Below are 14,817 nucleotides of genomic sequence, written 5' to 3' on the forward strand. Positions count from 1 at the left end.
CTCGGCTGGCTTGATGCACTGCACCGGCTGCGGTACCCCAACCGTAGCACATGACTCCCTAACGTTGCTACAACGCTCTACTAACCCTATGTATCGATTGCGAACGCTTTTCTTCTCGATTCTGACGCTCGTCGCGTTCAGCCTTACGGCGTGCGACAGCGGCACGGCGCCCGGACAGGAATCCGGACCGGGAGCGCCGACTCTATCCATCTCAAGCAGCACAGTCGCAGCACCGGAGATTGACACGACGATCTCCTTCGACGTGGAACTCCGAAACCCGATCGGCGCAGAGGTCACGGCCGAACTTATTTACGCCGCCGGTGCTAGCTCGGCGGGACCGGAAGATCTTGGGTTTTCGACGGACGGGCTCCCGCAAATTGGTGATGCTTTCGTCGTCGAGACGCTCACGTTCCCGGCGGGGACAACTGACGACGTCACCCGGACGTTCACGTACAACATTCTCGACACCCTCGACGCAGAAGCACGAGAATCGGCCTTCTTTGCCCTGCAGAACGTTTCTTCACCAGAGCAGATTGCAGTCGGCAACAACCAGATCGAGGTTTCCATCGGATTTCGCCCCATTCGGGAGATTCGGCAGTTCGACGATGGACGGACCGTTGCTGCCAATGGCATTGTGACGCGCTATGACGATCGAAATGTTTACTTCCAAGACGAGACAGCCGGCATCGTCGCGTTCGAATTTGCCGGCGAAATCGCTGACGGGACGAGCATTGGCGACGAGATTGTCGTGAACGGAGAGCTCGGTGAGTTCAACGGTCTCCGCCAGGTTGGTCCGACGGTGAACAGCTTCTCAGTGATATCCACCGGCAATGATCTCCCCGATCCGCTCAACGTCACGATCGACGATATCACGAGCGCGGGCGAAAGCTACGAAGGTCGTCTTGTGCGCGTCGAGAACATCACGACGAATGCGCAGGGCACCTTCTCGTCGGGTACTACCTACGAGGCGACCGACGCAAGCGGCTCCATGGCCTTCCGGGTTCAGGGAAGCAGTCCTGTGGGCGGCGCCGACGTCCCGAGTGGCGAGTTCACGTTTGAGGGAGTTGTTGGTGAGTTCCAGGGCGAATATCAACTCCTTCCGCTTCGCGAGACCGACATCATCACGCAGTAGCTCGCATGGCGCGGAGGCCTCGCCTCGGTGAGGCCTCCGCTGCCTTCGCGGCATGACCCCAAGCGCATCCCCCGTCAGACTCTATTTATGATCTGCAAGCCTATGCTACGGTTTCTTTCTATCCCTTTTGCGCTCCTGCTTTTTGCAGCGGTGCTCGCCGGATGCGACAGCAATTCCGGCATTCCGTCCGACGTCGGCGACGACTCTACCATTGCGTTCGCCAAAGAAAGCGATACGGCTCCAGAAGATACGTCCACGTACTCGGTTGACGTTGTCGTCAATGATCCAGGGTACAAGGAATTGACGGTCGATGTCGTTCTGTCCCAGGCCAGCACAATTGATCCCTCGGAGATTGAGCTCCCGGAGAACACGACGCTGTCGTTCCCGAAGAGCACGACCGGCGGGGAATCGAAAACGTTCACGTTTGAGGTCGTTGATGATGATACGTTCCTGGAAGGGGATGAAACCATCATTCTCGAACTCCAAAACGCAACAGGCGCGTCAACGGACGAGGTTCTGTCGACATTTACGCTGACGGTAACGGAGGATGATGTTACTCTCACGACCATGGAAGCGAAGGCCCTTCCGGAAGGCGAGCGAGCGATCGTTGATGGGATTGTGACCCGCGTCGAGAGCGACGGCTTTTATCTCCAAGACGACACCGGCGCGTTGTTCGTCTTCGACAGCTCCATTTCAAGTGAGGTCACTCAAGGCGACGAGGTTCGTGTCGATGGCTCGACAACATACTTCAGCGGTCTCTTTCAGATCGAAAGCGTTGGAACGGATGGCCTGACGGCTCTTTCTTCTGGAAATAGTCTGCCGGATGTTCAGGTCGTAACGCTTGGAGAACTCGAGAGCAATGGCGAAGAATATGAAAGCGAGTTGATCCGCGTCGAAGGATTCGATATTGACGACGGTGGGGATGCAACGTTCGCCGGCGGGTCCAACTACCCGGTTAGCAACACCTCTGGTTCGCTCACTCTCCGGATTCCAGGCGGCTCCGAACTTGAGGGAGACCCGATTCCTGCTACGGCCAATTTCCAGGGCGTACTCGGCCAGTTTAACAACTTTGGCGAGCCGGATGATAACACCGGCTACCAGCTGCTCGGCCTCCTTGATTCTGACGTACAGGACGCCAGTGCTCCAGCTATTACTATTGCTGAGGCTCGGGCAGCCAGCGACGGTACAAACGTCATAGTGGAGGGCATCATCACGCGCTACGATGGTGAAAATGTGTTCTTCCAGGACGATACCGCTGGCATTGTGGCCTTTGAGTTTGATGGTAATATCGCCTCAGGTACAGCAATCGGCGATGAGCTCCGTGTTGAAGGCGAAGTTGGTGAATTCAACGGCCTCCGTCAGGTCGGACCAACCATAACCAGTTTCGAAGTGCTCTCGAGCAACAACACACTGCCAACGCCGGTTGATGCCACCATCAACGAAATCACGAGCGATGGCGAAGCGTACGAAGGCGAGTTAGTGCGCGTCACCGGTCTCTCAGTGGATGCCACAGGTACATTTTCGGGAGGCACAACGTATACCGCGACCGACGCGTCAGGTAGCATGGCCTTCCGTATCCAGGGCGATAGCTTCTACGCGGGTGAATCTGTTCCAGGACAGCCCTTCACCTTTCAGGGCGTAGTCGGAGAGTATCAGGGCGCTTATCAGCTCCTTCCGCTTCGCGACGGCGATCTGCAGTAAGCCGGTAGGTAGCTGATTTGAGAGCGCACAGTCTGGCCAAAACGGCGGAGGCTGTGAGAAATCACCGAACGGAGACGGTTTTCTAACCGTCTCCGTTCGTTTTTTGATATTCGTACCTGTACGTTACGGAGCGTGGCCAGACGTAGATCTGCCGCGTCCATACATTCGTCTCCTCGTATTTGCTTTTTTATGCGAACGCAACCGCTACTACGCTTTCTCACGTTCCTGGCGCTATTGGTCGTTGCCAGCACATCGGGCACAGTCGCCCAGTCAGTGGTCACGATTGCTGAGGCGCGGAGCCAGGGTGTCGATGCGACGGTGACGGTGGAAGGGACGGTGACCCGTGCCTTCGGTTCGTTCGTCCGCCTTCAAGATGATAGCGGTACGACGGGAGCGAGTGCTCTCGTCATCCGCCAGACCAGCGGGCCGTTCAACACAGATGTGACTAGTGGTGTCATCACGGCAGGCACGCAGCTCCAGGTGACCGGTACGCTGTCCGAGTTTAATGGACTGCTACAAATCAATGAGAGCGACCTGGGTGATTACCAGGTGTTAGGTCAGGGATCCGTTCCAGCCCCCCAGTCTGTGTCGATTGATGACTTGGCGTCAGCCGGAGAGGATTACGAATCGGAACTGGTGTCCATTTCGAGCCTCAGTTTTCAAAGCGCGAGTGGCGTCTTTGCGAATGGCGAAGACTACACTGTTGTAGGAGAAACAGGATCATTCCCATTCCGCGTTCAACAAGCGGATGAGACGCAACTCGCCGGCACTACAATTCCGGCAGGTGCGTTCGAATATGAAGGCGTCGTTGGTCAGTTTATCAATGATTATCAGTTGATTCCGGTACTGGAAAGCGACGTGCAGTCGTCTCGCTCATTCCGGTTCAATCGCATTTTTGCCAACGTCGAAGAAGGGACGGGTACGGTATCGGTTGACGTTTCCGCCCTTAACGTGGCAGATGGCGAGACCGTATCCGTTACCGTAGACGCTGGAGCGGGGAGCACGGCTGAGGTGGGTACGGATGTAACCGGCCTGACGGTACCCCAAACGCTGACATTTACAGATGCGGACCCTGCGCCACAGTCCATTTCAGTTAATGTCTCTGACGATACGGAAACGGAGGGGCTCGAGCGCCTGGAACTCGTTCTCTCGTCCGCGGATGGTGCCATTGCGGTGCCTGGTCGGTTTACGATTTGGATTCGTGACGACGCAACGGCGCAGGGGACCGTCGCTAGTGGGGAGACGGGTGATATACTGGTCGAGACTCTTCAGGCTACATTTGGGTCGGCACCGACACTCGGATACGACATCGCTCGGGATTCGCTCTACCGTACCATCTACAACGACGGTGGCATCGTAGAGGGCATTTACACTGGTTTTCAGGCAACGGTCGATCCGAACGGAGGTGATGCCAGTCAGCAGGCCGGTGATGATGGAGTGAATACGGAGCACATCTGGCCGCGTAGTCAGGGAGCAGAGGAGGAGCCGGCGCTGAGCGACATGCACATCCTGGCACCGGCCTTCGGGAGTGTTAACTCCGCGCGAAGCAACTACGCGTATGGTGAGATTCCGAATACGGAGACAGACACGTGGTTCTTTGAGGATCAGTCGCAATCCACCATCCCGGCGTCGAATATCGACGCGTGGAGTGAGCTTGACGATAGTCCCACCCGAACCGACCGGCGGTTTGAGCCGCGCGAGGCTGTAAAGGGTGATGTGGCACGAGCCGCCTTCTACTTCGTCACGATGTATCCCAATCGCGCGAACCTGCAGTTTTACGAGCAGCAGCGAGAGACACTGTTTCAGTGGCACCAAGACGACCCCGTCGATGCGGCAGAGGTCCGCCGTAACATCATCCAGGCCAGTTACCAGGGTAATAAGGTGAACCCGTTTATCGTCGATCCTACGCTGATCGACCGGGCTTACTTCAGTGGTGGGGGTTCGCCGTCGCCGACGGTTATTTCCATTCGTGAGGCTCGACAGCTAGGCGGGGGAGCGACCGTAACAGTCGAAGGTACCGTTACTCGTCTAACAGATGATGGGCCGTACATCCAGGATGCCACGGCCGGCCTCTACGTATTCGAGTCACAGGGGGCGTTCGGGAGCGATCTTGGCAACACCATCCAGGTCGGCACGGAGCTCTGCGTTACGGGTTCGTTAGAATACTACAACGGACTCCTCGAGCTCACGGATGTGGCTGACGGTCAGTATGAGGCTGTCTCACAGGGAAATACGCTTCCGACTCCACCGGTCGTCACGCTGAGTGATATCGTCTCGAACGGTGAGGACTATGAGGCTGAACTTGTTCGCGTTGAAGATATTCAGATCGAGGCCAACGGGGACGCAACGTTTCAGGCAAGCACAAATTATGCGGTCACCGATGCCTCTCTTGGGACCCCCACAGACGCCGTTTCGATGCGCATTCCGGATGGATCACCGCTTGTCGGCGTCGAAATTCCCGTCACCACCACGTTTGCCGGTGCGCTTGGGCAGTTTAATGGGGAAGGCTTCGAAAGCGACGAACCAGACACTGGTTATCAACTTCTTGGATTAGCTACGAGCGATCTACAGGGTGCAGGGGGGACGATCCCCGACGAAACAAAGCTAGATGTGTCACTCTCTTTCGGAAGTACAGGGGAGACGGCCAGTTATCGTCTCGTCGGCCTTGCTGGACAAGTTGATCGGTCGATCGCTACGACCCTGTCCGGAGCACCAGAAGTTTCTTGGACGGCATTCCACGATACGGGTGCGTCGCAGGACTACCTGCAAACGTACGATGGTTCTGATACGTTCAACTTCAGGCCGGGGCGAGGATTCTGGCTTCTTAGCACGAGCGATTGGACCGTGTCCGAAACGGTGTCGAACGTCAATGTCTCGAATAACACGACCACGGTCCCGCTTCATGACGGATGGAATATCATCTCGAACCCGCTTCCGCTAGACGTTTCCTGGAGTGCGGTCGTTAGCGCGAATGGCGGTTCCCTGCAACCGATTTGGCAATGGGACGGGAGCTTCCAGCAGACAGCATCATTTACGGCTGCAACCGGAGGGGAAGCGTTTTACTTCCTGAACGACCAGGGTTTAACCGAACTAACGATTCCGACCGGGGCTTCCTCGACCCCCACTACACTTGCGACACACAGTATAGATATGACCCGCCATGTGGAGCTTGAGGTCACGGATAGAAGCGGAAACGTCTCCCGGATCCAAGTCGGGGAGATGAAGAACGCTCACCGTGGGATTGATCCGTACGATCACGTCGCTCCACCAACGGGATTCGCGCGGACGGCGCTTCGTGTCCAAGCACCAGGGGCTGACAACAAACGGGAGAAATATCTGGCGCGAGATCTACGCGCACCCGCGAATGGGGGTCAGACATACCCGTTGCGTCTACTTTCGAAAGATGCCCGTGCTGTGACGCTTGGGGTGCAATCGCTGCCGGCGCAGGCTGGCACGCGAGTCATTCTTGTCAACGACGAAAGCGGCGTACGTCATGATCTGACTTCTACATCTTCGCTGTCCGTAAATCCGTCCCAAACGTCGACCTCGTGGACGCTACTGGTTGGCACCGAAGCGTACGTGAGCTCGGAGCTAAATGCATCTCCCGATCAGGTCGTTGTTGAACCGCCAGCCCCGAACCCGTTCCGGGATGCCACCACGATTCGCTACGTGCTCCCTGAATCGAAGGACGTCAAAGTTGAAGTGTATGACCTTCTCGGGCGTCGCTTGCACACGCTGGTTAATAAGCGCCAATCAGCCGGAGAACACACGATTCGGTGGAACGGCACGAGAGGTAACGGTGCGTCCTTGTCGAGCGGGATGTATTTTGTCCGCATGAATCTGGGGGCTGTTCAGCACGTCCACAAAGTCGTGCACGTGCGCTGATTGTCTATCATACCCGACTGTTTTCTTTGCTTCCTTATAGATCGAATCCGATGATACCGCTCTGCCGAATTGTAATTAATCCATTGCGCCGTCTGACAGCAACGGGGCTCGTAGTCGTACTTCTGTTCGCTGCAGGTTGTGATTCAGGCGGGGATAGCGGTCCTTCGGGTGAGGCCCCCTCTGTACCGACCGGGATTGATGCTGTGCAGCAGGGCGCAGCCGTAGATGTGACATGGAAAGCGTCTAATCGTGCAGACGGGTACAACGTTTATCGTGCACGTGGAGATGCAGAGGTTAATGTGTCGGGCACGCCCGTGAACGGGGAGTCATCTATTAGTGATACACAGTTCTCAGATTCGTCCGTGCAAAGCGGGACCGTTTATTCCTATCGGGTAACCGCCGTTGGTGCAGGGGGGGCGGAAAGCAACCCGTCCGCATCCATTCAAATACGTGTATTCGCAGATCCGCCTGCACGTCCGTAAGCTGATCTGAAAAGACTTACAGCGACTGTGAGGCGGCACCTTCTCCGGAGGGTGTCGCCTTTTTACGTGGATTACTTCTGTGGCCTGAGTAATACCGTTTCAACTTTGAAATGTCGGTGTCTCCAACGGATTCGATTCGGCAAACGCACCACACCCAGGCAGAAGAATGTTTGAACGTGTATTGTTGAATCGTTTCTCTTCCCAAATCGGGGCTGCTGCTAGGTCACGGTTTGGGCGGTCCCGACAATATCATTCGGAAAACTTATGAGGCGGTTTACCAACGGCCCGTCGGTTTGTGTTTTACACAACCAAAAAAGCAGGCCGCCCGCAAAGTGCGAGACGGCCTGCTTCCTCAGACACAGCGTAAGTGTTGATGTGCTATGGCGCGGATGAGTCCGCGTGTTCGGACATCGGGCCCACCGACTCCTGGATGAGCTCGAAGATGCGCCGGTATTCGTCTGTCCAGCTTGACGGTTTCTCGAAGCTGTGCGGCTCGACGGGGTACATCGCAAGCTCCCAGTCTTCCTTGCCCAGTTCGATCAGGCGTTGCGAGAGCCGGAAGATGTCCTGCGGCTGCACGTTGGCATCGACCAGGCCGTGCGGCATCAGCAGTGGGTCCTCGAGGCCCTCGGCGAAGTAAATCGGTGAAGAACGAGCGTATGCGATTGAGTCCGTCGCCGGCGTGTTCAGGATGTTCGACGTGTAAATGTCGTTGTAGTGTGCCCAGTCCGTGACAGAGCGCAGGGCGGCGCCGCCACCGAACGACTCTGGCGCGGTAAAGAGCCCCATCAGCGTCATGAAGCCGCCGTACGAGCCGCCGTAGATGAAGGTGCGTTCGGGATTGATGCCGAACTCGTCCTGGAGGTAGGCAGAGCCGTCCACGTAATCGCCGAGATCGCGACCGCCCATGTGCCGGTAGATCGCCGTCCGCCAGTCGCGGCCGTACCCGGCAGATCCACGATAGTCGATGTCGATGACGGTGTAGCCGAGGTCCGCGAGCATGTTGTGAAACATCATTTCGCGGAAGTAATACGGCCAGCCTTTGATCACATTCTGGGTGTATCCGGCGCCGTGGACGAACATGACGGCCGCGCCGTTCGAATCGTCCGGACGGTAGAGATGGGCCGGCACATCGACCCCGTCTGACGCTTCAAACGTGATGATTTTGGGATCGCGCCAGTCGTACGCCAGCCACTCGTCGGTGGGAGAAGAGGTGACGCGTTCGGCTTCAGCCGTTTCCGAACGATCCTGAACGTAGATGTCCGGAGGCCGATTGCTGTACTCGTAAAGCGTTGCGAGCGTGCCGGTCGGGGAGGGCGGCGTGAAGTGCTGTCCGCTTCGGTCGGTCAGGCGGGTTCGGTCTCCGCCATCCGCGTCCATTTCGTAGACGTGGAGCTCGTGGGCCGACTCTTCTGTCGATTGGAAGGTCCAGGTCGAGCCGTCTTCGGAGAGCCGTGGATCGGAGACTTCGAATTCGCCCGTCGTCAACTGCGTGATCTCTCCAGACGACACGTCCACGGTATACAGATGGCTCCAGCCGGTGGCTTCGCTCTGGAAGTAGACGGTTTCCCCGTCCGGCATCCAGCCGATTGTACCGGGACCGCCATAGGCACTGATGCCGGGGCCTCCGACCCAGGCGTCGTCCTGCTGGCGGTCGAGAACGGTAAGATCACCCGTTGCCGCGTCGAGGCGTGCGATCCATCGGTCTTTGTTGTCGTCCGCCCGAACGACGAGGACCGCGTTGCTCCCCTCGGAATTCCAGTACGGCCCATACGCGTAGAGAGAGCGCTTAGCTTCTGACGAATCCATCTCGACGCCTTGCTCCTGCTGGTACGCCGGAATGTCGTAGGCACCAGGCAGCTGATGCAGGTCAACTTCGTACGTCGTGTCCCGCTGAACGTCCTGCACGTAGAGAGCAAATGCACCCGGCTGGATGCCGACTTTCGGACGCGCCTCGATCGCCTCCGCGAAACCGGAGAGCGTTACGTAATCGGCGAGGAGGGTTTCCTCCGCATCCGGCGATTCTTCCTGCACGGTGAACGATACGAATCGCTCGGACGGGTCAATCTGAAGTTGGCGAAGCGAGCCATCTCCATAGTAATACGTCGGAGGATCGTTGTCCGCCGCGCGCTCCCGTTCGCGGGCAGCTTTTGCTTTTTCCTGCTTTTCGTGCTCTTCCCTGAGTGTTTCGAAAAGGGCCGTCTGTTGCTCGTAGAGAAAGGCATCCTGAGCGGTCGTGTCGGGCGCTGGACCGCGTCCGGATCGGAGATCCGTGAGCTGTCGCGTCAGACCCGTTGTGAGGGAGAGGGAAAAGAGCTCATTGGCGCGTCGGTACACCACACGACGTCCGTCGGGCGAAAACCGCGGGCTGGATTCTGTGTCGGGCGTATCCGTCAGACGCGTGATCCGGTCGGCAGAGCGGTCGTACAGGTACAGGTCGCCATCGCGAGTGTACACCTTGCGCTGCTGGTCGAGGTCGTAGACGTGTTCGCCGTGGTGCCAGCCCGAGAACGTGGGTGGGGCGGCACGTCGGGCTTCAGGAGAGACCTTCGCAGGGCGCTCGCCCGTCTCCACATTGTAGGAGAAGAGGGAGTCGGAGGGGAATTCGCCACCGGGATTCCAGTCGAAGTAAACGATCCGTCCGTTGTCGTGCCAGCGGAGGTTCTCCGGCCAGTCACCGACCCAACGTTCCGGGTCCTGCATGATCTGCTCGACAGAGAGCTCAGACGTTCTGGCGTTCGCGTCGGCGGCAGGTTGGGCGTGCGTGATGGTACCGCCGAGGAGGGCGAGCGTACAGAGTAAAGCTAAAAATCGCATACCGAGGAGGGGCGTGGAGAGGTCGGTCGGGGTGGCCGTCGAGACCAGATTTCGAGCGTCGAGAGAGACAGCCGCTGAAAAGATACGAGTCGACATGCTCCGTCACAACCATCAGCGTTCCGCTTACCACATTTCCGGAGCCGTGCGTAACAAACATACGGGCGAGCACGTGCTGTGGGTGAATTGAGAGGAGACAATCACTGCCATGACGACGCGACACATACTTACACGGGCGATGGGCGGGCATATGCGCCGCTTTCCCGTCGAAGCCGGTCTCTGGACGGCGGGCCTTGTGCTCATGGCCTTCATGAATCCGTCGGCTGAAGGCGAAACGTGGTGCCTCTTTGCCCGCCTAGGTATTGAATGGTGTCCGGGCTGTGGTCTCGGTCATGCGATTGCTTTTATGGCGCGCGGAGAGTGGGCAGCTTCCTTCGCTGCTCATCCGTTCGGCGCGGTGGTCGTCGCAGGACTCTTCGTTCGAATTGTTCGCCTCCTTCGCGAAGCATACGGAAGACGCCGACCGGTCTTCTCCACTTTCTCCCGTCGGTAATCGCCGCCTGCCCGGGGCCGACCGATGATGACGCGGCACCTCGCATTCACGTTTTCACCAGAGTCAGCGCCTACAATGTCAAAAGTACTGAAGTATCTTCCCGAACTGGAGGGCGACGAGCAGGTCTTCGTCGCGCAGATGATCAAGCAGATGAGTGAAGACCAGGCGCTTCAGTTCGCCAATTTGTACCGGGCGCGTCGTCGCGATCCGATGACGATCCTGTTGATGAACCTGCTGGGATTCGTTGCCATCGCGGGCGTGCACCGATTCTACCTCGGTCAGGTCGGCATGGGGCTACTGTACCTCTTTACGGGCGGATTCTGCCTGGTCGGGACGGTGATCGACTGCTTTCGCTACGAAACGTTGACGTTCGATTACAACGCGAATAAGGCGCAGGAGTGCGCGAGGATCGTGATGGAGACGATGCCGTCACAAGCCTCACCGTCAGACCATTAGGCACCGACGGTCGGATTCCGGTCGGGTAGCATCGCGATAAAAAAAGAACGGCCTGCTCCGTCTCGGTACGGGGCAGGCCGTTGCTTTATAGTCTGGGCATTATGAGCCGGCGATCCGGCCTCAACCTTGCGTTAGTTGGTTTCAATCTTCAGCTTCTGCCCGGGGTAGATCCGGCTTCCGCGAAGCTCGTTTATCATGCGCAATTCGCCGACCGATGTGCCGTAGCTCTTTGCGATCGTGCTGAGCGTATCGCCTCGCTGAACGGTGTAGATGATTGGTCGATCGCCCCCGCCGTCCCGAATTTCCAGCGTCTGTCCCGGATAGATTCGCGAACCGCGGAGATCGTTCCAATCGCGAAGCTGGCGGATCGTGACGCCGTGAGTGCGGGCGATGCGATCGAGGGAGTCGCCGCGACGAACCGTGTAGGTCGATGTGCCGGCGGGCGGAGCGGTCAGGCGCAGCGTCTGACCGGGATGGATACGGGAGGAGCCAAGCCGATTCCAGCGCTGGAGGTTGCGCGTGCTTACGCCGTGACGAGCGGCGATGTCGGACAGCGTATCTCCGCGCCGTACGGTGACAATCGACGCAGACGAGGACGAGCTTGATGCTTTCTGCGACGCCGACGACGAGGACTCCGACGTACTAGATGACGATTCCGTCGACGCAGTCGCTTCAGAAGAAGACGATTTGGCCTTCGTCGAGACGGTCTCCGATGTTGACGATGACGACGCGGAGGAAGAGCTGGTTTGCTCGGAGGAACGCGTCGAAGCCGTGCGGACCGGCGGACTCTGCTGCTCGGCTGGCGAGCGCTGCAGGCCACGGTCTGTGATTACGATGCGGTCGAGCGGACGGACGGGTGTGACGGCGCCGTACTGAACGCGCATCGGCTGCTGCGGGCTCGCGTTTTGGATCGCGCTGTCGTAGTTGCGGACGGGCACGACGAGCGTCTGCCCGATATTGATCATGGATCCGCGGATGCCATTCGTGCGGCGCAACCGGTTGGTCGAGGTGCCGAAACGGTCCGCAATCTCCGAGAGGGTGTCACCCGAGCGGACGCGGTAGCTGGTCGCCGGACGCTTTTTTGATTCTGGAAGATCTGCGTAGCCCCAGGCGAACGTTGGGTAGCTTCCAACCGGGATGCGGATGTAGTATTTCTCACGAGAGGGAGGAAGCGTACGCTGACGCAGCTCCGGATTCAGTGCCCGGATGACATCCGCATCGGTTTCGGCGAGCCTAGCAATCTCGTAGACCGTCAGCATGGAGCCATGCACGGCCACGTAATCGTAGGCGTATGCCGGTGCTGCTTTTGGGGGCTCGATGTTGTGCTTCTCAGGCTGCGATGCGAGGATCGTGGCGGCAATGAACATTGGGACGTAGCCGCGAGTCTCGCGGGGAAGCCGGTCGTAGACCTCCCAATAGTTCGGATCCTCGATGTCGTCATATCGCTCCGTACGGCGAACGGCCCGGCGGACGCAGCCCTCCCCGCAGTTGTACGCGGCAAGGACGAGATGCCAGTCGCCCAGCGAATCGTACAGGTCACTGAGGTGACGGGCGGCGGCGCGCGTTGCCTTTTCTGGGTCGCGTCGCTCGTCGATCCAGCCATCGACCTTCAGGTCGTACATGCGACCTGTGCCGCGCATGAACTGCCACATTCCCACGGCACCCGCCCAACTGCGCGCCCGCGGATTCAGGCCGCTCTCGATCATGGCCAAGTAGCGGAGCTCGTGCGGAACGCCCTCCTGCGCGAGGATGTGGTCGATCATCGGGCCGTACGTCTGCTCCCGCTGAAGCCAGCTGTCGACGTGCTTGCTGGGATCGCTCTTCAGGTAGTCGAGACTCTGTTTCACCAGCCGGTTCATTGTCAGCGGGATTTCCGTCTCAATGTTCTGAATGGCTTCGGGAGCCATCACGTCCTCGAGAAGCGGCTCGTCGACCTGTTCGAGCGACGCGAAGAGACCGGCGCGCACCGAGAATATGTCTCCTTTTGCCGTCTCCATCGAGTCGGCGGAGCCTTCGTAGCGATGGTATCGCCGGTATTCTTTCGTTAGGCCGCGATACACGTCGCGAACGGCATCGCGCTCGATGACCGACGGGTCACGGTCGAGCAGGGCAGACAGTTCGCCCATCGCCTGATTGAGCAATCGCCCTGTGTGAAGGCTATCCGCAGCTGTGCTATCTGGCGCAGCAAGGATCCGGGCCTCAAGAACGAACAGCCGCCGGACCTGCTCGTTGATCGGCGTCTTTTGTTCAGATAACGTGTCTGCCTCCGCGACGGCTTCCGAATTGGTTGGTGCGTCTTCGTTCGAATCCGACAGCGATTCTGTGCTGCTGCAACCGGCGAGAAGAAAGGTTGTGAGGACGGCAAGTACGGTGAGACGGAGGGATCCCTGCATAGGATGGGACGAGTGAAGCGTGCGTGGGGGCATTCGCGCGGGTTACTCCGATGTAACGCAAAAATCGGGCGCTACTCGGTTGCGTATCTAAATTAAAACCAAGCGCGATGGGAATGTCACGCAGATCGTTGCAAACCGGTCAAATTTTTTATTGGACGGTTCCCTCGACCTCGGTTCGAGGCGTTTCCCCTGCTTATGTCATGCGGCACGCTGTTACATCACGGTACAGGGTGGTTGTCTCAATGAAACGACCTTATGCCGACGCTGAAGGGCTTTTCTTGCGCTTTGTGATCGAATCCGCCTCGATAAAGATATATTTGACCTGAGGGTGTCTCTCACGGATTTTCTTTTCGAGATCATCGATTGCGACCTCGACCTCATCAGCGGATAGGTCGTCGCGAAATTCGAGGTCCATGTTGAGAACCAGTGTGTTCGGTCCCATGTGGACGGTCAGGATGCGACCGACTGCTTCAACCGGGCCTCCGTTATGTACAATATCGTAAACCCCGTCTCGAATTTCGGGATCTGCAGCCTCGCCGATGAGAAGCTGTTTGCTCTCCCAGATCAAGAAGACGGCCACACCGCACAGGATCAGACCGATGACGATAGAGGCAATGCCGTCGATGATCGGCATGTGGAGCGCGGACGCGAGATGAACACCCAGCAGTGCGACGACCAAACCAGCCAGCGCTGCGCTATCTTCGAAGACGACAGTAAACGTCGTTGGGTCTTTCGCCTCCTTGATGGCCGAGAAAAACGGTTTATCGCCCCGTTGTTTTTTGAACTCTTGTAGTGCGGTCCGTAGAGCCAGACTCTCAAATACGATCGCGGCCGTCAAGACGATCGTATTGAGCGTGAGGCCCGACATGGTGATACCAGCGACCGTCACCGTTCCCGATCCCCCATGGCCAGGATCAAGGGCATGCATCAAGCCTTCGTAGATGGAAAAGCCTCCGCCGAGGCCGAAGATCAAGACCGCCACGATCAACGTGTAGAAGTATAGCGACTTCCCGTATCCAAACGGGTGGTTCGCATCGGGCGGACGTTGGCTCCGCTTGATGCCGAGTAGCAGCAAGCCCCCGTTTCCGGTATCCACGAGCGAGTGGATGCCCTCCGCCAGCATGGCGCTACTTCCGCTAATCGCAGCACCGATAAACTTCGTGATGGCGATGGCTGTGTTGCCGGCAATTGCGGCGTAGATCGCTTTTTTCGAGGAAGCCATGGACGCGGAGCGTGATCATTGAAGAACATGTTCGGGCGAATAATACTCATTATATACCAGCCGTCCGCGTGAGTCGAAAGTCGCCACCTGTTCCAATCGTGCGAATCCTCTTTTTATTTCTGAGATCATGCCGCTCAGTGAGCCCTCATCAAAAGAGTGACGTATCGTCCTGGTGAGCG

8 protein-coding genes are annotated in these 14,817 nt (G+C 58.0%); 5 read left to right on the forward strand and 3 right to left on the reverse strand.

Going from position 1 to position 14,817, the window contains the following annotated elements; genetic code table 11:
* Window positions 1-88: 88 nt before the first annotated feature.
* The 3 genes from CRI94_RS05505 (at window position 89) to CRI94_RS05515 (ending at window position 6,718) form a co-directional block, all read left to right on the forward strand.
* A complete protein-coding gene (locus CRI94_RS05505; RefSeq protein ID WP_098074656.1) occupies window positions 89-1,132 on the forward strand; it encodes a DUF5689 domain-containing protein in 1,044 nt (347 codons plus the stop codon).
* Between the two features lie 102 nt (window positions 1,133-1,234).
* A complete protein-coding gene (locus tag CRI94_RS05510) occupies window positions 1,235-2,833 on the forward strand; it encodes a DUF5689 domain-containing protein (RefSeq protein WP_098074657.1) in 1,599 nt (532 codons plus the stop codon).
* Window positions 2,834-3,022: 189 nt separating this feature from the next.
* Complete coding sequence (locus CRI94_RS05515) at window positions 3,023-6,718, forward strand: endonuclease (RefSeq protein WP_098074658.1); 3,696 nt, start codon at window positions 3,023-3,025, stop codon at window positions 6,716-6,718.
* A gap of 860 nt (window positions 6,719-7,578) precedes the next feature.
* Here CRI94_RS05515 and CRI94_RS05520 read toward each other — a convergent pair.
* Entirely contained in the window at window positions 7,579-10,113 is a 2,535-nt protein-coding gene (locus CRI94_RS05520; protein WP_245846083.1) for a prolyl oligopeptidase family serine peptidase, read from the reverse strand.
* 109 nt (window positions 10,114-10,222) lie between these two features.
* Between CRI94_RS05520 and CRI94_RS05525 the strand changes: the two genes are divergently transcribed.
* On the forward strand, window positions 10,223-10,567 hold the full coding sequence (locus CRI94_RS05525; RefSeq protein ID WP_218919354.1) for a DUF2752 domain-containing protein: 345 nt from the start codon (window positions 10,223-10,225) through the stop codon (window positions 10,565-10,567).
* A 75-nt stretch (window positions 10,568-10,642) separates the two neighbouring features.
* Window positions 10,643-11,023 (forward strand): TM2 domain-containing protein, encoded by a 381-nt coding sequence (locus CRI94_RS05530; RefSeq protein WP_098074660.1) that lies wholly within the window; start codon window positions 10,643-10,645, stop codon window positions 11,021-11,023.
* 131 nt (window positions 11,024-11,154) lie between these two features.
* Here the strand turns inward: CRI94_RS05530 and CRI94_RS05535 are convergent, their stop codons facing one another.
* On the reverse strand, window positions 11,155-13,416 hold the full coding sequence (locus CRI94_RS05535) for a LysM peptidoglycan-binding domain-containing protein (RefSeq protein WP_179862177.1): 2,262 nt from the start codon (window positions 13,414-13,416) through the stop codon (window positions 11,155-11,157).
* Window positions 13,417-13,669: 253 nt separating this feature from the next.
* Window positions 13,670-14,638 (reverse strand): cation diffusion facilitator family transporter, encoded by a 969-nt coding sequence (locus tag CRI94_RS05540; RefSeq protein WP_098074662.1) that lies wholly within the window; start codon window positions 14,636-14,638, stop codon window positions 13,670-13,672.
* Between the last annotated feature and the right edge of the window lie 179 nt (window positions 14,639-14,817).

It is taken from the genome of Longibacter salinarum, assembly GCF_002554795.1.
GTDB lineage: Bacteria > Bacteroidota > Rhodothermia > Rhodothermales > Salinibacteraceae > Longibacter > Longibacter salinarum.